The organism is Pedobacter flavus, assembly GCF_036324285.1.
Taxonomy (GTDB): Bacteria; Bacteroidota; Bacteroidia; order Sphingobacteriales; family Sphingobacteriaceae; genus Pedobacter; species Pedobacter flavus.
In genome coordinates, this window is sequence record NZ_JAZDQU010000001.1 from 367,892 (window position 1) to 387,904 (window position 20,013).

Consider the following 20,013-nt stretch of genomic DNA (forward strand, 5'->3'; position numbering starts at 1 on the left):
TATTTCAACATAATTTTGGCGCTAAACTAACCTATACCCATAAACATAGACCTTGGAAATTAAAAGCTTTGTTTTGTTGTGGAAACTCAAAATCAGATGCCATTACAATCGAAAACTTTATAAAAAAGTAGAAAAGTAAAACTTTTATTAAAAAAATAATTGAGCATGAAATATTAACAACAGTATTTCCTAAGCTGGTTAGAGTTAAGTTTTGTTGAATTAATTTTCTATCGCTGGTTCGTCCCGATGCTTCGGGATCGGGAGCAATTTTAAAGTCATCCCTAATTTTTAGCGATGACTTTTTTTATGCTCTTTTATATCTACATTTTACATTCTGCATTAGGGCCAATTCCCAGTCGGGCAATTATGATGTCTCAACTTTGAGCGCAACTAAAGATATTCGATAAATCCTTCATTCCATTTATTTCAGCCTCAGGATAAAATAAATTAATCCATGAGATCCTATCGCTGCATTGCATTCCGCTCCAGGAGGACAAATCATGGGGGATTACACTCCAGGAGGACGGGTCGAGTGGGTCATTTTTGGATTAACCGAGGTCTGTCATCCTGGAGGCGCAACTTAGAGCGAAGCGAAAAGTGGCCGATAGGATCTGATGAACTAATCAATGAGATCCTATCGCTACATTGTATTCCGCTCCAGGAGGACGAGTCAGGAAGATTACGCTTCAGAAAGATGAGTCAGAGGTACAGCTGCATTGGATTTCAATTTGAAATGATATTCTACATTAAGTTGCCAAAAGAAAGACCTTCAAATTCACCTAAACATTTTCAAGACAAAATCTTTTCATAGCAATAAAATCTTAATCCAGGTCTTTTGGCCAAACTTATTTCCCCACTTAACAAATATCCCAATTTTGGAAACAAGGCCTGTGTAGCTACATTTTTGGTGTTAGTATCAACCCTTAATTTAATTATGTTTTGTTCTTTAGCCACATGTTCTGCTTGCTGCATTAAAGCTTTAGCGATTCCCCTTCCCTGAAAAGCCGGGTTTACAGCCAATCGATGTGTTACTATGGCAGATTCTGTAATGTCCCACCCTACATCTGCGTATTCAGGATCTTGATCTTTTGTAATAGCGGACACGCCTGAAATTATTCCATCTATCTCCACTACCCAAAGTTGGTTTAAGGAAATATCATTAGAAAAAACTTCTGGATTCGGATAGTCTTCATCCCATTGAAAATTACCAGATGCCTGCATCAATGGAACTACGCATTTTACCAAATCCATAATTCCCGAAATATCATTTAAAGTAGCTAATCGGATAACCATATACGCAAATTAAGTTAATTTACTGATTATCAATTAAAAAATTTAAAATACACACAACTACTAACCTCAAAACTTATTAAATTTAATTAACGATTCATTAACGCTACATCTTATGAGAGCAATTAAAGATATTGATACCTATATCAACCAATACCCATATCCTATTCAAGAAAGGTTAGAAAAATTAAGATTACTTATAAAAAATTTAGTGCCAGAAGCTGAGGAAGCTATAAAATACGGCATGCCAACTTTTGTATTTCATGGCAATTTATTACACTTCGCTGCATATGAACACCACATAGGGCTCTACCCTGGATCTGAAGCCTTAATACAATTTAAGGATGCGCTCGTTAATTATAAAACAGGCATAGGGTCTATTCAGCTACCACACTCCATCCCATTACCAATAACGCTAATTGAGGATATAATAGTTTTTAGAAAACAGGTAATGATTGAAAAAAACCAACAGAAAAAAAGAAAAATTATAAACGCGAAAAAATGAAAGATTCCCTTAAACAAATATTATATTATCAAGAGAATCTTTCACAAGTGTTTAATATTAAAAAGTGATATACCAGATTAGGTTATACTGGCACTTCCATTCCATAACTCATCCAATCCTCCTTAGATGGCCCATAAACTCCAGGAACAGCTAATCCCAATAAGCGCATAACAACTGTCATCTGACCTCTATGATGCGCTTGATGCAAAATAAACACCTGTAATGTCTTTCCTTTTGTCCAAGAATCACCGTACATCTCTATCGTTTCTTCTAATACAGAATCCGTCCACTTAGAATGAGCAGCCTTTACTAACTGATTCGCATAGTTTTTATAAATTTCTATTAGAGATGCCATATTTTCGGGCTCAGGTTTGCCTTCTAATAAATTCTCAGTAAATAAGCCAGCTTTTAACCCCATTTCTGGCAATGTTTCTGTCAGATGCCAAGCTTGGCGCATTAAAGTTCTCACATCAGGATGCACTTTTTTATGACTTGCTTCGTCATTAATAGCCGAAAACACTTTAACAGTACTTTCTACTTCTAAAGCCCAATCATTTATAAAGTCGTTAATATTTCTATACATAGTTCAAAAATTTAATGGATTAAATATACTAATAATATTGGCAAATAAACAAATATAAGCTAAAATTTTTAGTTTATATTTTTCGCAATCATAAGGTTTTTAAAACCCCTATTTTATCAAACTTTTCGAAAACAGTTGCCGTATGTGGAGCATCTTTTAATTCATCAGTCAAATCTTGACCAGCCCAATGCTCATAATGCTTACCTGTTTCCCATAACCTACTTTTCGTAACATCGTAAATTATGCCCTTATAAGCCACCCAAACCGAAGGTTTATCTTGGCCATTTCTAAGTGCCAATTGTTGTTTGGAATATATTGGCAAATCCATATTTAGGCTCTTTTAGGGGCTTCCAATCGTTCGAAAAAATATACTGCGACTAAAGAAAATATAAACCAGATAAACAAATTCTCTACAGGCACTGGACCAATATTTAGTTGAACACGCATTTCTGGATTAAAAACCATCGTTTTTTGTGAAATTAAAACGAAATTGATTAACCAAAAAGGCATTAAAAACGCCAAAAACAACCTGTAAAATTTCCCCATAAATCTTATTTTATTGATGTATTCAATAGCGATTAAACAAAGAAATAACAACACAAAAGTTAGTAAAGTAAATGGTCTGGCATTGGCAAAAAAGCCTACTGCAATACAAAGCCCTAATAATATATTACTTACAGCGAAGGAGTATTTTTCTAATGTATTATGAAAATATTTTTTATTTAAGAATATATAAAAATATAGCGCAGCAAAAAACATTAAAAACATAAACAATGGAGCAACCACAGGTTGGCCTTGGAAACTATTGCTTCCGAATGCATTTACTTGATAAGATAATATATCATTATCTATTAACGCATAGTTGAACAAAGTCAACATAAAGGTGGCCATGAAAGAAGCTAGGAAAATGTTCCGAGCGGTAAAAACTATATTTAACATATTCTAATTTCATCAAAATTAAGATTTTAATATAGTTTAATAAATTTAAGGGCAAAAAAAAGCACTTTTTATTTAAAAAGTGCCTAATTTATAGTTTTAACATCTTAATTCTGACTTGGTAAATCCTTAGAATAAGTTTTTAAATATTTTTTAAGAATATTTCGAGCTACATGAATGCGGGTCTTTACAGTTCCGATAGGAATATTTAGCATATCTGCAATTTCATGATATTTATACCCTTCAAAATAGTACATAAATGGGTCATGATATTCTGCTTGTAAGGTAGATAATGCTTTCTGAATATCTGCTAAAACAAATTTCCCTTCGGCTTTATTTGAACTTGCACTAAAATGTAAATTTGCGGAAGATATATCGTCTGACTGCGTTATTAAAGTATTTGTTTTTACTAATCTTCTATAATTATTTATAAAAGTATTTCTCATAATGGTAAACAACCATCCTTTTAGGTTTGTACCTTCTTTAAACTTACTATAATAAGTAACAGCTTTTAACATCGTATCCTGTACTAAATCATTAGCGTCTTCTGAATCTTTAGTAAAATTTAACGCAAATGATCTCAATGAAACAGCATGCTGATGAAGTTCTTGATTAAATTCTAACTTAGTCATAATCTTTAGTGTTTAGTTCTACAATTGCACTTAAAAATAGTAGCGCTTAATTACACTAGTGATATTACAACCATGATGCCAAAAAAATGACTTAACAAAAAATTAACGCAAAATCTTGGTTTACAGCCCCTGAGGCAAATAGTTAAAATATATTCACTTCTCGTTCCAATTTTATATTAAACTTTATTTGCACTTCTTCTATAATTCTTTCTGAAAAATTATACAGTTCTACACCCGAAGCGTTTCCGTAGTTTACCAAAACCAAGGCTTGATTTTTCCAAGTCCCTGACTCACCAATTTTTATTCCTTTAAATCCAGCTTGCTCAATTAACCATCCGGCTGCAATTTTATAAGATGCATTCCCGGCTGGATAATGTACCATTTCTGGAAATTTGAAGATCAATTCATCAAACTCAATTTTCGAAATTATAGGATTCTTAAAGAAGCTACCTGCATTTCCAATGGTAGATGGATCAGGTAATTTATTAACTCGAATTGTAGAAACTGCATCCGAAATTGCTTTTATAGTAGGGGTTTCTATACCCATTCTATCTAATTCTTCACGAATTGCTCCATAAGATATTTTAAAAACTGGCTGCTTGGTTAATTTATAAGTAACAGATACAATCATATACCTGCCTTTTGCTTTATTTTTAAAGATTGAGTCTCTATAACCAAATTCACATTCTTCATTTGTGAATTCGTAGAATAAACCCGTTTTAAAATCAAATGCTTTACAAGAAAATAATACATCACTAATTTCGACACCATAGGCTCCGATGTTTTGAACTGGCGAAGCGCCAACTGTACCAGGTATTAAACTTAAATTTTCTACTCCACCATAAGAATTCTTTACGCAATATTGTACAAAATCATTCCAAATCATCCCCCCACCTACAGTAATAAACACATCATCCCCTATTACCTCTTCATGTATTCCTTGTATATCGTTTTTAATTACTAATCCTTCAAATTTTTTAGTGAATAATATATTGCTTCCACTACCCAATATTAAAATTTTAGCATTTTCGTAAATAGGTGTTTCTATTAAAAGAGGGAGCTGATCTTCACTTTTTATTGAGGTAAAATATTTTGTATTGACATCTATACCAAAAGTATTATGTGCCTTTAATGAGTAATCATTTAAAATTTCAACTTCCATTCTTTAAATCCTATTATTAATGCTTAAACAACAAAAATATATTAATAACACTGAGCACAGAAATTATTTTCATAAAAGAAAAATACAATAACTGGGTTGGCGCAAAAAAAAAGCCCCGAAAATTCGAGGCTTTTATATATTCTTATCAAAATTATATGTGAATAGCACGATTCTCTGTCGCCGCCATTGCCGCTTCTTTTAAAGCTTCTGTAAAAGTTGGGTGTGCATGACAAATACGAGCAATGTCTTCTGCTGAAGCTCTAAATTCCATAGCCACAACAGCTTCTGCAATCATATCTGCTGCTCTTGGACCAATCATGTGAACACCTAAAATTTCATCCGTATTTGCATCGGCTAATACTTTTATGAAACCATCTGTGTCCATACTTGCTTTTGCTCTTCCGCTTGCTTTAAATGGAAATGATCCTGTTTTATATTTTACTCCACTTTCTTTCAATTGCTCTTCAGTTGCGCCTACCGAAGCTACTTCTGGCCAAGTATAAACTACGCCTGGAATTAAATTATAATTTATATGTGGTTTTTGACCTGCAATATATTCAGCAACATAAATTCCTTCATCTTCTGCTTTATGCGCCAACATGGCTCCACGAACCACATCACCAATAGCGTAAATACCAGAAACACTAGTTTCAAGATGGTTATTTACAGGGATTTTATTACCTCTTTCTTCTGTTTTAATTCCAATTTTTTCTAGACCAAGGTTCTCAGTATAAGCAGTTCTACCAACAGCAACAATACAATAATCCCCCTCTAATGTGATAGGCTCTCCCTTGCTGTTTTGAGCAGAAACAACTACTTTCTTACCTTTATTCTCAGCACCAGTTACTTTATGACCCATAAAGAACTCCATTCCTAGAGATTTTTTAAGAACTCTTTGTAATTCTTTACCTAAACCAGCATCCATAGTACCAATAATAGATGGCATAAATTCTACGACACTCACTTTAGTACCTAATCTTGCATAAACAGAACCTAATTCTAAGCCAATTACTCCGCCCCCAATAACAATCATTGAAGTAGGAACTTCTTTTAAGTTTAATGCTTCTGTAGATGTGATGATACGTTTTTTATCGACAGGTAAAAATGGCAATGCTGTAGGTTTAGATCCAGTAGCTATAATTACATTTTTAGCTTTTAATACCTCTTTACTTCCGTCTTCTTTATTTACTTCAATTGTATTTTTGTCTAAAAATGAAGCATGTCCTTGATAAGTATCAACCTTATTTTTCTTAAATAAATATTGAATTCCTGCAGTATTCTGAGCAACTACATCGTCTTTACGAGCAATCATTTGACTCATGTTGGCTTTTAAACCTTTTAATTCAATACCATGGGTTACAAATGTATGTGCCGCATTGTGATAGTGTTCTGAAGAGTCGAGTAATGCTTTAGAAGGAATACATCCTACATTTAGGCAAGTACCTCCAAAAGTTTTATATTTTTCTACTACTGCGGTTTTTAAGCCTAATTGAGCACATCTTATAGCTCCAACATACCCACCAGGACCAGAGCCAATTACTACAACATCGTATTCCATATTATTTAAAAATTTAATCAAAGTTAATTAAAATGAGTTTATTTTGCCAATGTCTAGCAACCGATTAAGTTTTATATTTCGTAATATTTTCTTTTCAGAAATTTATCATAAGAAAAAAATACCCTATTCATCCCATTTTTGAGTGAAGTTATTGGAAAACAATTCAAAAGAATACAGATATTTACAATTAATTTAAAAACTAATCACACGTTTTATGATGTTTATTTTTAAAATATAAACGTGTATTATATAAACACCACATGAAGTTTTTTTTCTACGTATTCTTCTGCGCTTTATTTGTTTTAAAAAGTAATGCGCAAACGCCTTATATTTCAGCTACTGAATTAAAATCTTATGCCATTAAAGGCAAATTAACTCCATTAAAAGCAAATTATGATGTGAATTATTATCATCTTGATATTAATTTAAATTTAGAAAAGCAGCTTATTGCCGGTAGTTCACAATTTAGTTTTACGGCATTAGAAGATTTAACTAGAATTCAGTTCGATTTATCGAAAAATCTAAAAATTGGAAGAATTACATTTGAAAACAATAATTTGTCTTTTTCTCGCGAAGGTGATGCCGTTTTTATTTCTTTCCCGAAGGTGATTAAAAAAGGAAGCAAAGAGAAATTTACTGTGATATATGAAGGCGCTCCAAAAATCGCTAGAAACCCACCATGGGACGGAGGAATGATTTTCAGTAAGGACAATGAAGGAAACCATTTTGTTTCAATATCAACTGATGATTTAGGCGGTAGCATTTGGTGGCCAACAAAAGATCTCCAAAATGATAAAGCAGATAGTACGCTTGTCAGCATAACCATCCCTGCTAATCTAAAGGCAATTTCTAATGGAATATTAAAAAGTACAGAACTATTGAGTGGCGGATTAAAAAAGTATAATTGGCTAGTTAATGAATCCATTAATAGTCATAATACAACATTTTATATAGGAAGTTATGCGAATTGGTCTGAATCTTATAAAAGCTTACAAGGAAAATTAAATCTAGATTTTTGGTCGCTAAAAGAGGACTCAATTACTGCAAAAAAACACTGGGATTATGAAGTTCCAAGAATGCTTACGGCTTTAGAGTTTTGGTTAGGTCCATTCCCATGGTATAAAGATGGATATAAAATTGTTCAATCGCCATTTGTTGGTGCCGAATATCAATCTGCTAATGCGTATGGAAACCAATTTAAAAAAGGATATTTAGGCATTGACCTTTCCGGAACAGGAATTGGTTTAGATTGGGATTACATTTTAGTTCAGAATGGCGCAAATGAATGGTTTGGAAATAGTATAACAGCAAAAGATGTAGCAGATAACTGGATTAAAGACGGATTTTCTACTTATGCTGAGGTTTTATTTGCAGAATTTACTCAAGGTAAAGAGGCAGGAAACACCTATTTATATGGATTAAGGCCATCTATCAAAAATATTGAACCAATAATTGGCAGGTACGACGCTAACCAAGTTGGCAGTAAGGATAGGTACGCTAAAGGGGCAAATATAATTCATATGATACGCGAGCTAATGGTTGATGATGAGAAGTTCAGACAACTATTACATGGACTTAACCATACTTATAAACACACTTCGGTTACCTCCAAAGAAATTGAAAATTATATAGCTAATAAAAGCGGGCTCGATTTAACCAAATTCTTCAATCAATACTTAAGAAATGCCAGATTACCTGTATTTGAATATGAGTTTATAAATCAAGTATTGAATTATAGGTGGGTAACAGATGTTAAAGACTTTAATTTGCCTATAGCGTTTACATTTAATGGTAAAGACTATCAACATTTAAAGCCTAGTAATGAATGGCAATCTATGTCGATTGATGCAAATACGGACATTAATCAGTTTAAGTTGAACCCAAATTATTATGTAATTCCTAAAAAGGTAGTAAAGAAATAGATTGGTGATGCAACTTTTAAAGATTTTTTTTGTCTAATTAGTAACATCAACCAAAACAACTATTACTATGAAAAAATTACTTATTTACACGCTGTTTATTGCATTTATCGCTCAAACATCAAGGGCTGGCGATATTGTTGAAATAAAATATTCGGCTATTACCGAAGAAAGAAATATAAAAGATTTTAAAAGTATAGCAGTAAGCGGGAATTTCAATGTGTTTGTAAAGATTGGAAATGTAGAAAAAATTAAAATTGAGGGAGACCCTACTGCCATTTCGAATTTAAAAACCGTTGTAGAAAACCAAAGTTTAATTATTAAACCTAAAGACCAAAAATTTTGGAACAAAAATTTCAATGGGACAAGGTTAAATATATATGTAACGGCTAAATCAATTAATACTATTGTCCTAAATGGATCTGGATTAATTCGTGTTGATGATAACATCAACACTCAAAACTTTACAACGTCTCTAAATGGATCTGGAAATATAGAATTAAAAGGATCTTTTAAACATTTCTCTGGTGCCATCAATGGATCAGGGAAAATTAAATGTTCTGGAAATGTGGATTCTGCAAATTTTAGTATTTCGGGTTCGGGCGTATTTTTAGGCTCAGATTTTTCAACTGAATCTTCATCAGCTTCAATTTCAGGTTCTGGAAATATCAATGTTAAAGTAAACAAGTCACTAAAATCTGTAATTAATGGATCCGGAAAAATATACTACGCAGGAAGTCCAAAAATAACTTCTGTTAATTCTGGATCCGGAAAAGTAATCCAGAAAAATTAAATTATAAATTCTTTGAAAAAAGTCAACCTTAGGTTGACTTTTTTCGTTTATTTAACATATTTTAAATTTTAAGTATTGATAAATCACTACCTTTAATATTCTATAAATTATCATTAATGAAAAAATTTTTAATAGCAACTATTCTATTTTTTAGTACCACTTTAACTATTCAAGCGCAGAATATTTTTGAGCTTATTAGTACTTCTCAGAATTTCTTCGAAACTTTAGAAAAAGGAAATTATGAAGAAGCACAGGGATTTTTTGACTTAACAGCTAAGGAAAAAATTACTCCAGAAAGTTTAAATTCACTTTGGTCACAATTAAAAACTGCTTACGGTGAATACAAATCTGTGGATTTAGTAAAAAGCTCTAATGAAGGGGATCTATTTAGAGTAATTGTAGAAGTTTCCTTTTCAAATTCTTCCCAAAATATTTTAATGGTTTATAATAAATCGCAAAAATTAGTAGGGATATTTTTGGCTCCAAAAACAGAAACAATAGAATATAAACTTCCTACTTATGCTGATACAACTAAATTTAGCGAGAAAGAGGTATTTATTGAAACTAAACAATATAAGTTAGTAGGCAAGTTTACCTATCCTAAAAACGCTCAAAATTTTCCAGTTGTTGTTTTAGTTCATGGATCTGGTCCATCAGACATGGATCAAACCGTAGGCCCTAATAAGTCATTTAAAGATATTTCAGCTGGTTTAGCTACACAAGGAGTTGCTACCATAAGATATGTAAAAAGAAGTATGATTTATGATCTAAATGGGGCTATTACAGTTAAGGAAGAAACAATTGAAGATGCACTTACTGCTTTAGCATTAGCTAAAAAAATGCAAGGTGTAAATCCTAAAAAAGTGTATTTGTATGGACATAGTTTGGGTGGTATGTTAGCACCTAGAATTGCAAGTTCAGTTCCTGATTTAGCTGGATTAATAATTGCTGCTGGTCCAGCGAGAACTTTAACAGATGTTATTTTAGATCAAAATAAATATTTTCTAAACTTATCTAAAGACACCACAGTTAACTCTAATGAACGATTTGATGAAATTGTTAAATTTTTAGAGCCCTCTAAAATAAAAACTTTAGGTAATATTAAACCAGATTCATTATTAGTTGGATTGCCTGCTTCTTATTGGGTTGACTTAAACAGCATGAATCAAATTAACTTATTAAAAGGTATGCCAAAACCTAGAGTTTTTGTTGCTCAAGGCGGAATGGATTTTCAGGTTTCTGAAACTGATTTCAATCTCTGGCAAAAAACAATTACAGGTAGAAAAAATGCAACTGCTAAATTGTATCCTGATTTAGATCATTTCTTTATGCCTCAAAAAGAGAAAGGTACTCCTCAACAATACCAGGTTCCAGGAAACGTATCTGAGCAATACATCAAGGATCTAGCAAATTGGATTTTAGAAAAATAAAGACAGCATAAAAGCTAAGTTTTTAAATTTAGCAACAGTCTAAAAGCAAAAAGCCCCGAAAATTTCGGGGCTTTTGCTTTATATTCTAATAAGTATTAGACACCTAATAGCAATCTAGCTGGATCTTCTAATAATTGTTTTACTCTAACTAAGAATCCAACAGATTCACGTCCATCAATAATTCTATGATCGTATGATAATGCAAGATACATCATCGGACGAATAACCACTTCACCTTTTTCTGCAACCGGTCTTTCAACAATATTATGCATTCCTAATATTGCTGATTGAGGCGCGTTAATAATAGGAGTTGACATCATTGATCCAAAAACACCACCATTTGTAATGGTAAATGTACCACCAGACATTTCATCAAGTGTTAATTTATTGTCTCTAGCTTTTCCAGCTAAAACACCAACAGCAGCTTCAATTTGAGCTAAACTCATAGACTCTGCATTTCTTATTACTGGAACAACTAATCCTTTTGGCGCAGAAACTGCAATAGAGATATCTGCAAAATCATTATAAACAATTTCTTCAGCCTCAATTCTAGCATTTACTGCTGGGAAATCTTTAAGGGCTTCACAAACTGCCTTAGTAAAGAAACTCATAAAGCCTAAACCAACACCATGCTTTTCTTTAAATTGATCTTTATATTTTGAACGTAAGTCCATGATAGGCTTCATGTTTACTTCATTAAATGTAGTAAGCATTGCCGTCTCATTTTTAACTGCAACTAATCTTTTAGCAACTGTTTTACGTAAAGGAGACATTTTCTCTCTACGTTCATTTCTCGAACCAGGAACTACTGGTGTAGATTTTGCAGGCTCTGGTTTTGAAGCAGCTGCAGCAGGTTTTGAAGCCTCTGCTTTATTAGCATCATCTTTTGTGATTCTTCCACCAACGCCTGTACCTTTAACATCTGCTGCAGAGATATTTTTCTCAGCTAAAATTTTAGCAGCAGCTGGTGATGGAGTACCTTCAGCATAACCACTATCCTTTACTTGGGTTTGAGAAGCATCACTTGCAGGCGTTGCAGGAGTTTCAATACCTTTAACTTGATCTGGTTTAGAACTCTCTGGTTTTTCCGAAGCTTCTATCGAACATACCACTGCTCCAATTGGCAAAGTATCTCCTTCAGCAGCTACTACCTTTAAAACACCCGCTTGTTCAGCAGTTAATTCAAATGTAGCTTTATCCGATTCTAACTCAGCAATTACCTCGTCCATCTCTACATAATCGCCATCGTTTTTTATCCATCTAGAAAGCGTTACTTCTGTAATTGATTCACCTACTGGCGGGACTTTAATTTCTAAACTCATAAAGTGTTATTTTTTGATCAATATTAACTATTTTTTTGAGGCCTTGCCTACAATTTCTTTTACTTTTTCGTTTCCAACTGAACTAAATGCCGTAGAAACAATATAAGATTGTTGATTGGCATGTTGTTTCATATATCCTGTGGCAGTACTGCTACTTTCTTTTCTAGAAATAACTTCAATATGGCTAAAAGCCGTTTTACGTGATTTTCTAGATAAATATGGCCAATATCCCATGTTTTCTGGTTCTTCTTGCACCCAGAATATTTCTGTAGCATGCTTATACTTATCCAAAACTTTTTCCATTTGAATAAATGGAGCTGGATATAATTGCTCTATTCTTACAATTGCAACATCTGTATGATTTCCAACTTTTTGAGCTTCTAAAAGATCATAATAAATCTTTCCGCTACAGAATAAAACACGCTTAACAGAAGCTGCTTTTACAGACTGATCGTCAATAACTTCTTTAAATCCACCCTTTGTAAAGTCTTCAATTCCACTTACACACAATGGGTTTCTTAACAAGCTTTTTGGAGAAAACACAATTAAAGGTTTTCTAAAATCTCTACTTAACTGACGTCTTAAAACATGGAAAAAGTTTGCTGGATTTGTACAGTTTACAACTTGCATATTGTTTTCTGCACATAACTCCATAAAACGCTCTATTCTAGCCGAAGAATGCTCAGGACCCTGCCCTTCATAACCGTGAGGCAATAACATAACAAGACCATTTTCACGTTGCCATTTTGTTTCTGCACTAGCAATGTATTGATCAACTACAATTTGTGCTCCATTAAAGAAATCTCCAAATTGTGCTTCCCAAATGGTTAAAGCTTCAGGATTAGCCATTGCATAACCATATTCAAATCCTAAGACACCATATTCCGACAAATGAGAATTATAAATATCAAATTTTGCTTGTCCCTCACTGATATTAGATAATGGGATATATTCTTCTTCAGAATTTTCTAGCGTAATAACCGCATGTCTATGAGAGAAGGTTCCTCTTTCAACATCCTGACCACTTATTCTTACTCTATGGCCTTCATTAATTAAGGTTGCATAAGCAAGTTGTTCACCCATTGCCCAATCGAATACATGCGTTTCGGTTGCCATTTTATTTCTTTCTTCAAATAATTTTTCTATTTTTTTGAAGAATTTTTTATCCTTTGGCAAAGTGCTTATTTTATTAGCTAACTCTAATAAGGTGGTTTTAGATACTGCTGTGTCGGGAGAAATTTCAAAGTCGTCTTGCGTTGCCAACCTCATTTTTGCCCAAGCACCACCAAATTTTATATTTTCTTTCGGATTAGATTCAGTTCTCGATTGATCTAAATCGGCTTGCAATAAAGCTTTAAAGTCTTTTTCTATCGCTTTGCCTTCTTCCGCTGTTAAATTTCCTTCTTTAATTAATTGCTGAATATACAGCTCTCTTGGATTTGGATGTTTCTCAATTGCCTTGTATAATAACGGCTGTGTGAATTTAGGCTCATCAGCCTCATTATGACCATATTTTCTATAGCAAAGCACATCAATGAACACATCATTTTTATACTTCTGGCGATATTCCATCGCTAAGTTAATCGCGTAAACCAAAGCTTCTACATCATCACCATTAACGTGGAAAACAGGCGATAAAGTTACTTTAGCAATATCTGTACAATAAGTACTTGTTCTAGCGTCTTTAAAATTAGTTGTAAATCCAACTTGGTTATTAATCACTAAATGAATTGTTCCTCCAGTTTTATAACCATCTAAACCTGCCATTTGAATTACTTCATAAACAATTCCTTGTCCAGCAATAGAAGCATCGCCATGAATTAGAATTGGAGCAATTTTAGAATCATCACCATCGTATTTAAAATCTATTTTAGAACGAGTGATACCCTCTACAACACCATTTACAGTTTCTAAATGAGATGGGTTTGGACATAAACTTAAATGAACTTCTTTATTTGTTGCTGTTACAATATCAGTTGAATAACCCAAATGATATTTCACATCTCCACTAAAAATAGATTCTTCGCTATAGCTTCTTCCTTCAAATTCAGCAAATATATCTTTATAAGATTTTTGCATGATGTTGGCTAAGACGTTTAATCTACCTCTATGTGCCATCCCGATTACAAATTCACGAATTCCCAACTCAGCTCCTTTATGAATAACTGAATCTAATGCTGGAATTAATGACTCCGCTCCTTCTAAAGAAAAACGCTTTTGACCTAAGAATTTTGTGCCCAAGAAATTTTCGAATGCTACTGCTTCATTAAGCTTGTTTAACATTCTTTTTTTCTCAACTAATGAAAAATTAGGCGTATTTCTTTTAGCCTCCATCGTCCCCTGAATCCAATTAATAACTTCAGGTGTTCTTAAATATTTATACTCAGCTCCAATTGAGCCGCAATATGTTTGACGTAAAAATTCTATAATTGTTCTTAAGCTGGAAGGACCAATACCTATTTCTACTCCAGCATTAAAAATTGTATCTAAATCTGATTGTGATAAACCAAAATTCTCTAAATCTAGAGTTGGTGTATATTTTCTTCTTTCACGAACTGGATTTGTTTGGGTAAACAAATGCCCTCTATTCCGGTATCCATCAATTAGATTAAGTACATTAACCTCTTTCAGGAAATGCTCTGGAGTTTCTGCCGACACAGAAGAAGCATTGGAGCCACGCCCAAAATCAAAACCTTCAAAAAATTTTTGCCAGCCAAATTCTACTGAATTTTTATCTTGCTTATACTCTTGATATAAACTTTCTATATATTCTGCGTTAGCGCCGTTGAGATATGTTAGGTTATCCATTCTTCAGATTATAACTATAAGATTGCAAAAATAGGACTTTGAACCCAAATTTACACCACAAAAGTAGCAGAATAAAAATAGAATTTGGCTATTTTATGCAGCAAAGGAAGAACTTCTATAAAACTTAATAAAATTATTAAGTTGAGTGTCAAAATTTGGAAGCGGTTTATGTGTTAAATCATTGCCTACACCCGCCTGTACAGCCCAATTTCCCCAATTTGAAGCAGGCGCATAATCAATTAACATTTCTTCAAAATAAGCAGCTCCTTGGGTCCAATCCAATTGTAAAATTTCTATAAAATAAGTTATCACCAAGTTTCTGGATATCCCATCTATATAACCTTGCTCCTTTAAACGAATCATAATTGCATCTACTACTTCGTTTCCCGTCTTTCCGTCTTTCCAATTCGACAATTTAACAGGATCATCAATAAAAGTATAAGATGGTTTATCTAAGAAACCATTAGATTTAAAGAAATTATTTCCATGTTTTTTAAACATAAATCTAAAATAATCTCTCCAAAACAAGCCTAAAATCATCTTATTATAAAAGGACTTTTGTTCCTTATTATCGCCTCTTTGATTTAATTCAAAATAAATTTTTCTTGGAGAAATACACCCAAAAGAAAGCCATGGCGATAATCCCGAATTTAAGTTGATTGAAGAAACAGACTTTTCACAACTTTCAACAAAAGAAATTATTTCTTTAAGATGATTTAAAGCATTAGTCTCTCCCCCAATTCTATTTAAATTAGGGACGTTTATGAAGTTTGATTCTTGAAATAAATCTGATAGCTGGGGCAAATTCCCAACTTCATCTACTTCAATAAATTCAAATTTATCCGGAACACCAATGCATGGTTTAACGATAGATTCGCGCTCTGTCTTCTTTTTAAATTTCGAAAAACTATCTGGAATATCTTTAATTGGAAAAGGCAAATCTTCCTTATTGAACAAAGTATGCCCTATAAAATGCTTTAAGTTTACTTTTAATTTCCATAACGCATCTTCTGTTGCAGATGAAATTTTGGTTTCTTCTGGCGCCACTTCGCGATGATGATAAACTTCGGTAATATTATATTTTTCTACTATAGATGGTAATAAATCTTCTGGATTTCCTATGCACACCAGTAAATCGCCACCTTTTTCTCGAAAAGAATTTCTTAAATCTAGAACACTATCAATTAAAAATTGTGCCCTATTTATACCAGTTTTTAAGGTCCCAAAGGTAGTGGTTGTGAAATGACGGGGATCGAAGCAAAAAACAGGTAAAATTTTGTCGGCTTTTTGAACTGCTTCAAACAACATTTCATTGTCGTGCAAACGCAGATCATTCCGAAACCAGACTAAAATATTTCTTTGTGACATCCCAAAAATCTAACCTTTAAACAAATTTATTGCTTTTTTGTACCATAAACCAAAATATACTCTAATCTTTACATAATGGATACAATACAATTGTTAAAAATTTTTAAATGAAAAATAAAATTCTAATAACTGGTGCTACTGGATTAATAGGAAAAGCTTTAACAAGTTTTCTTTTAAAGGAAGGATTTGAAGTAAATATTTTAGTAAGAAAATACAACTCAATTGCTAATGGTACTCCATTTATATGGGATGTAGAACGCGATTATATAGACCCCGTGTGTTTAGAAGGTGTGGATACTATTATCCATTTAGCTGGCGCATCTATTGGCACCGAAAACTGGTCGGAGGCTAGAAAAAATGAAATTATTAGCAGTCGAGTAAAATCCACACAATTAATCTACAATCTTCTAAAAAAGACACCCAATACGGTAAAAAATTATATCGGAGCATCTGCTGTTGGTTATTATGGAAGTAATAATCACGAAATTTTAACTGAAGACAAAGCACCAGGTCAAGATTTCCTAGCTTATTGTTGTATAAAATGGGAAGAGGCTCATCAGCAACTAAAAGAATTGAATTTAAATGTGAGTATCTTAAGATTTGGGATTGTTTTAGATAAAAATGGAGGAAGTTTACCTCAAATGGCAATGCCCATAAAAGTCGGATTTGGCGCGCCCTTAGCAAATGGAGACCAATGGGTATCCTGGATTCATTTACAAGATTTAATTCTATTAATTTCTCATTTCATTAAAAACCCGAATCTTAATGGGGTATTTAATGCTACGACACCTAATCCAGTTACCAATAAAACACTTACCATAGCATTAGGAAAAGCTCTACAAAGATGGATATGGCCAATTCATGTCCCAAAATTTATATTGAAAATAATCCTGGGAGAAAGAATTGAGCTGATACTGAGTAGCCAAAATTGTAGCGCCAAAAAAATAATGGAAACAGGCTTTAATTTTAAATTTCCAAATATTACCTTGGCACTATATGATATCTACAGAAAAAATTAATATACATTGGTTACGAAGAGATCTTAGATTAAACGACAATAATGCCTTATTTCAAGCATTATCTGAAAATACACCGGTTGTTTTGCTCTATATTTTTGAAACAAATAACCCTATAAATGCTAACGACAAGGCAAATTTTATTTACAATAGCTTAAAAAAACTCCAAAAAGAGGTAGAAGCCTATGGTAGTTCCATCCTTATAAAACAAGGTGATGTTTTTAAAATTTGGGAAAGCTTAGTCAATGAATTTAACATTAACAAAGTTTATTTTAATGAGGAGTATGAACCTTATACCATAAACAGAGATACTCAAATAAAACGATTTTTAGAGTCAAAAGGAATGGTGGTAAAGACCTACAAAGACCATGTGCTTTTTCACAAAGATGAGATTGTAAAGGGCGACAGAACCCCGTATACCGTTTTTACTCCCTATTTTAAAAAGTGGATGATTGAGGTAGAAAAATTTACTTCAATACACTATCCTTCCGAAAAATTAATAAAAAATCTAGCCAACTATGAAGCTAATGATTTTCCAAGTTTAAAGAATTTAGGTTATGTAGAACAAACTTTAGATCTTCCTGAAATTAACTTAGATGCTAAATTACCTTCTTACGAACTAAATAGAGACTTTCCATTTCTAGATGCCTCAACCAGAATTAGTGTAGATTTAAGATACGGAACAATCAGTATTAGAGATGCGTTTAAAAAAGCGCATAATTTAAATGCACTTAAATGGATTGCGGGATTAGCTTGGAGAGATTTTTATCACATGATTTTATTTTATTTTCCACATACCGAAAATAAGGCTTTTAAGAAAAAATTTGACTTCGTAGAATGGAGAAATAATGAGTCAGAATTTAAAGCGTGGTGTGAAGGCAAAACGGGTTATCCAATTGTAGATGCAGGTATGAGGTCGTTAAATGAAACTGGCTTTATGCACAATAGAGTAAGAATGATTGTTGCTAGTTTTTTAACTAAGCATTTGCTGATTGACTGGCGTTGGGGAGAGGCTTATTTTGCTGTAAAGTTATTAGATTACGACATGGCTAACAACGTTGGTGGATGGCAATGGGCCTGTGGCAGCGGAAATGATGCAGTTCCTTATTTCAGAGTCTTTAACCCTACCACGCAACAAGAAAAGTTTGATCCAGAATTTAAATACTGTAAGTTATGGATAGAGGAATTAAATACAAAAAGGTATGCCCAACCCATTGTTGAACATACCTTTGCAAGAAATAGAGCAATAAAAACTTATTCGCTAGCAGGCGGATAATCGTCTACTACTTCTACTATTTCAACTTCAATATCTATAGGTGTATTTTTTGGAACATCATACGATGAAAAAGCGCCTAATGCTAAACTAGAGGGTAGAAATATCCTCAGTTTAGAACCCGCTTTTCTTCCTTCCAATACTTTCTTAATTCCAAAATATCTGGTATTATTTAATTCTGTTTCATAAACATTATCACCTAAAGTTTGATCAAAAAGATAGCCATCAAATAATCTCGCTTTATATTTTGTCTTAATAATAAATGTTAATGCCGCAGAAAGTCCAGTAGTTCCCTCATTTAACACTTGGTAATAAGCACCATTTGAATGTCTAGTTGCTGTAATATTATTTTTTGTTAGGAAAGCTTTAATTCTATTTTCATCTAATTCAGCCTGACTTTTCTCTTTTAATACATTAATTTCTGCCACTAATATTTCATTTTCAGGAACAACGCTATTTCCATTAGTACCATAAGCTAGATAAGAAGGTATAATAACTTTAATAGTACCACCTCTTTGAACTTTGGTTAAGGCTGATTTAAAAACCTCTTTAGGGTAGGCCAATCCTGGAACCATTTCCTTTTCTGGAGAATTTACAAGATAGCCAACATAATCGCCACTATTGGATAAATCTGGTGTTTGAAAATAACTTTTACCTGCAATATTCGTAAGCTTTAAAGTAAACAAAACTGAATCAGCATTAGTTATTACGCCTCCATTTCCAGTATTACTAATTGAGTAATAATAGCCAGAAGCATCTCTTAGCGCATTTTGTATTGAACTACTTTTTATATAATCTGTAATTCTTCTTTCATCATATTCTTGAAGTGTTTCATAATCCTTTTTACAAGAAGAAAAAACAGCTATAGAAGTTAATAAAATAAAGAAAATGTTTAGTTTTTGAATCTTCATAAATTCTTATTGAACTTTTGATACGTAAATGGTAAAATCTAACACCGATTTTGCAGGAATACTAGCAGATGGTGAATTTTTACCGTATGCCAATGGCGATGGAATAATTAATCTAATTTGTCCGCCTTCTTTAATTAAAGGAATTCCAATTTGCCAACCTTGAATAGTTGTACCTAAGTTCAAAGGAACTGTAGAGCCGGTTTGTTCTTGAAATGTTGTTCCACTTAATAATTTTCCAATGTACTGAACATAAACAGTAGATGATGATGAAATAGTTTTACCAGTTCCAGGTGTAATTATTTGATAGTACAATCCACTAGTATGTTTTGTTGCAGGAATATTATTTGTTGCAATATGCTTTTTAATAAGCTCTTCATCAATTGCCATTTGAGCATTTGCATCAAATTTATCTTTGCTACAAGACGCAATAACCACCATACTTATTAGCATGGTAAAATAAATTTTTAGTTTAGACATAATTGCAAAATTACGTTATAAAAGCGGATA

Annotated in this window: 18 protein-coding genes; 6 read left to right on the top strand and 12 right to left on the bottom strand. The window is 32.8% G+C overall.

Translation table 11 applies throughout. The features are described 5' to 3' along the window. Positions 1-789: 789 nt before the first annotated feature. A complete protein-coding gene (locus VRU49_RS01700; RefSeq protein ID WP_330145039.1) occupies positions 790-1,293 on the bottom strand; it encodes a GNAT family N-acetyltransferase in 504 nt (167 codons plus the stop codon). A 112-nt stretch (positions 1,294-1,405) separates the two neighbouring features. On the opposite strand from VRU49_RS01700, the gene VRU49_RS01705 reads away from it, so the two are divergent. Further along, complete coding sequence (locus tag VRU49_RS01705) at positions 1,406-1,795, top strand: iron chaperone (protein WP_330145040.1); 390 nt, start codon at positions 1,406-1,408, stop codon at positions 1,793-1,795. An 82-nt stretch (positions 1,796-1,877) separates the two neighbouring features. Here the strand turns inward: VRU49_RS01705 and VRU49_RS01710 are convergent, their stop codons facing one another. The 6 genes from VRU49_RS01710 to lpdA form a co-directional block, all read right to left on the bottom strand. After that, a complete protein-coding gene (locus VRU49_RS01710; RefSeq protein WP_330145041.1) occupies positions 1,878-2,378 on the bottom strand; it encodes a DinB family protein in 501 nt (166 codons plus the stop codon). A gap of 88 nt (positions 2,379-2,466) precedes the next feature. Then, entirely contained in the window at positions 2,467-2,706 is a 240-nt protein-coding gene (locus VRU49_RS01715; RefSeq protein ID WP_330145042.1) for a cytochrome b5 domain-containing protein, read from the bottom strand. A 2-nt stretch (positions 2,707-2,708) separates the two neighbouring features. Next, a complete protein-coding gene (locus VRU49_RS01720; RefSeq protein WP_330145043.1) occupies positions 2,709-3,317 on the bottom strand; it encodes a lycopene cyclase domain-containing protein in 609 nt (202 codons plus the stop codon). A 104-nt stretch (positions 3,318-3,421) separates the two neighbouring features. Continuing rightward, positions 3,422-3,946 carry an RNA polymerase sigma factor gene (locus tag VRU49_RS01725; RefSeq protein WP_330145044.1) on the bottom strand — a complete coding sequence of 175 codons (525 nt, stop codon included), beginning with the start codon at positions 3,944-3,946 and terminating at the stop codon, positions 3,422-3,424. A 142-nt stretch (positions 3,947-4,088) separates the two neighbouring features. After that, positions 4,089-5,108: a UDP-N-acetylmuramate dehydrogenase gene (murB, locus tag VRU49_RS01730; protein ID WP_330145045.1), complete on the bottom strand. Its 1,020-nt coding sequence runs from the start codon at positions 5,106-5,108 to the stop codon at positions 4,089-4,091. 151 nt (positions 5,109-5,259) lie between these two features. Next, a complete protein-coding gene (gene lpdA / locus VRU49_RS01735) occupies positions 5,260-6,666 on the bottom strand; it encodes a dihydrolipoyl dehydrogenase (RefSeq protein WP_330145046.1) in 1,407 nt (468 codons plus the stop codon). A gap of 260 nt (positions 6,667-6,926) precedes the next feature. On the opposite strand from lpdA, the gene VRU49_RS01740 reads away from it, so the two are divergent. The 3 genes from VRU49_RS01740 (at position 6,927) to VRU49_RS01750 (ending at position 10,808) form a co-directional block, all read left to right on the top strand. Beyond that, positions 6,927-8,588, top strand: a complete 1,662-nt coding sequence (locus VRU49_RS01740) for a M1 family metallopeptidase (protein WP_330145047.1) — start codon at positions 6,927-6,929, stop codon at positions 8,586-8,588. A gap of 67 nt (positions 8,589-8,655) precedes the next feature. Further along, positions 8,656-9,378 carry a head GIN domain-containing protein gene (locus VRU49_RS01745; protein ID WP_330145048.1) on the top strand — a complete coding sequence of 241 codons (723 nt, stop codon included), beginning with the start codon at positions 8,656-8,658 and terminating at the stop codon, positions 9,376-9,378. Between the two features lie 116 nt (positions 9,379-9,494). Then, positions 9,495-10,808, top strand: coding sequence for an alpha/beta fold hydrolase (locus VRU49_RS01750; RefSeq protein ID WP_330145049.1), 1,314 nt, complete (start codon positions 9,495-9,497; stop codon positions 10,806-10,808). Positions 10,809-10,903: 95 nt separating this feature from the next. Here the strand turns inward: VRU49_RS01750 and odhB are convergent, their stop codons facing one another. The 3 genes from odhB to VRU49_RS01765 all read right to left on the bottom strand — a co-directional run bounded on the left by odhB (position 10,904) and on the right by VRU49_RS01765 (position 16,306). Beyond that, the gene (gene odhB / locus VRU49_RS01755; protein WP_330145050.1) at positions 10,904-12,130 is read right to left on the bottom strand and encodes a 2-oxoglutarate dehydrogenase complex dihydrolipoyllysine-residue succinyltransferase; all 1,227 of its coding nucleotides are present in this window, start codon (positions 12,128-12,130) and stop codon (positions 10,904-10,906) included. A 27-nt stretch (positions 12,131-12,157) separates the two neighbouring features. Next, positions 12,158-14,938, bottom strand: coding sequence for a 2-oxoglutarate dehydrogenase E1 component (locus VRU49_RS01760; protein WP_330145051.1), 2,781 nt, complete (start codon positions 14,936-14,938; stop codon positions 12,158-12,160). A 93-nt stretch (positions 14,939-15,031) separates the two neighbouring features. Continuing rightward, positions 15,032-16,306 (bottom strand): DASH family cryptochrome, encoded by a 1,275-nt coding sequence (locus VRU49_RS01765; RefSeq protein ID WP_330145052.1) that lies wholly within the window; start codon positions 16,304-16,306, stop codon positions 15,032-15,034. A 107-nt stretch (positions 16,307-16,413) separates the two neighbouring features. Here VRU49_RS01765 and VRU49_RS01770 point away from each other — a divergent pair, with 107 nt between their 5' ends. Beyond that, on the top strand, positions 16,414-17,325 hold the full coding sequence (locus tag VRU49_RS01770; protein ID WP_330145053.1) for a TIGR01777 family oxidoreductase: 912 nt from the start codon (positions 16,414-16,416) through the stop codon (positions 17,323-17,325). Beyond that, positions 17,303-18,598: a cryptochrome/photolyase family protein gene (locus VRU49_RS01775; protein ID WP_330145054.1), complete on the top strand. Its 1,296-nt coding sequence runs from the start codon at positions 17,303-17,305 to the stop codon at positions 18,596-18,598. The genes VRU49_RS01770 and VRU49_RS01775 overlap by 23 nt, the downstream gene beginning before the upstream one ends. Here VRU49_RS01775 and VRU49_RS01780 read toward each other — a convergent pair. Together VRU49_RS01780 and VRU49_RS01785 are read right to left on the bottom strand one after the other, a co-directional pair. Further along, on the bottom strand, positions 18,577-19,506 hold the full coding sequence (locus VRU49_RS01780; protein ID WP_330145055.1) for an FKBP-type peptidyl-prolyl cis-trans isomerase: 930 nt from the start codon (positions 19,504-19,506) through the stop codon (positions 18,577-18,579). The two genes, VRU49_RS01775 and VRU49_RS01780, sit on opposite strands and share 22 nt — an antisense overlap. A 6-nt stretch (positions 19,507-19,512) precedes the next feature. Continuing rightward, positions 19,513-19,983, bottom strand: a complete 471-nt coding sequence (locus VRU49_RS01785; protein WP_330145056.1) for an FKBP-type peptidyl-prolyl cis-trans isomerase — start codon at positions 19,981-19,983, stop codon at positions 19,513-19,515. Between the last annotated feature and the right edge of the window lie 30 nt (positions 19,984-20,013).

Excerpts from the sequence above, each read along its gene's own strand:
- VRU49_RS01700 (WP_330145039.1), bottom strand. The coding sequence starts at position 1,293 with ATGGTTATCCGATTAGCTACTTTAAATGATATTTCGGGAATTATGGAT.
- murB (WP_330145045.1), bottom strand. The coding sequence starts at position 5,108 with ATGGAAGTTGAAATTTTAAATGATTACTCATTAAAGGCACATAATACT.
- odhB (WP_330145050.1), bottom strand. The coding sequence starts at position 12,130 with ATGAGTTTAGAAATTAAAGTCCCGCCAGTAGGTGAATCAATTACAGAA.
- lpdA (WP_330145046.1), bottom strand. The coding sequence starts at position 6,666 with ATGGAATACGATGTTGTAGTAATTGGCTCTGGTCCTGGTGGGTATGTT.
- VRU49_RS01780 (WP_330145055.1), bottom strand. The coding sequence starts at position 19,506 with ATGAAGATTCAAAAACTAAACATTTTCTTTATTTTATTAACTTCTATA.
- VRU49_RS01725 (WP_330145044.1), bottom strand. The coding sequence starts at position 3,946 with ATGACTAAGTTAGAATTTAATCAAGAACTTCATCAGCATGCTGTTTCA.
- VRU49_RS01720 (WP_330145043.1), bottom strand. The coding sequence starts at position 3,317 with ATGTTAAATATAGTTTTTACCGCTCGGAACATTTTCCTAGCTTCTTTC.
- VRU49_RS01765 (WP_330145052.1), bottom strand. The coding sequence starts at position 16,306 with ATGTCACAAAGAAATATTTTAGTCTGGTTTCGGAATGATCTGCGTTTG.
- VRU49_RS01785 (WP_330145056.1), bottom strand. The coding sequence starts at position 19,983 with ATGTCTAAACTAAAAATTTATTTTACCATGCTAATAAGTATGGTGGTT.
- VRU49_RS01745 (WP_330145048.1), top strand. The coding sequence starts at position 8,656 with ATGAAAAAATTACTTATTTACACGCTGTTTATTGCATTTATCGCTCAA.
- VRU49_RS01770 (WP_330145053.1), top strand. The coding sequence starts at position 16,414 with ATGAAAAATAAAATTCTAATAACTGGTGCTACTGGATTAATAGGAAAA.
- VRU49_RS01760 (WP_330145051.1), bottom strand. The coding sequence starts at position 14,938 with ATGGATAACCTAACATATCTCAACGGCGCTAACGCAGAATATATAGAA.
- VRU49_RS01705 (WP_330145040.1), top strand. The coding sequence starts at position 1,406 with ATGAGAGCAATTAAAGATATTGATACCTATATCAACCAATACCCATAT.
- VRU49_RS01775 (WP_330145054.1), top strand. The coding sequence starts at position 17,303 with ATGATATCTACAGAAAAAATTAATATACATTGGTTACGAAGAGATCTT.
- VRU49_RS01750 (WP_330145049.1), top strand. The coding sequence starts at position 9,495 with ATGAAAAAATTTTTAATAGCAACTATTCTATTTTTTAGTACCACTTTA.
- VRU49_RS01740 (WP_330145047.1), top strand. The coding sequence starts at position 6,927 with ATGAAGTTTTTTTTCTACGTATTCTTCTGCGCTTTATTTGTTTTAAAA.
- VRU49_RS01710 (WP_330145041.1), bottom strand. The coding sequence starts at position 2,378 with ATGTATAGAAATATTAACGACTTTATAAATGATTGGGCTTTAGAAGTA.
- VRU49_RS01715 (WP_330145042.1), bottom strand. The coding sequence starts at position 2,706 with ATGGATTTGCCAATATATTCCAAACAACAATTGGCACTTAGAAATGGC.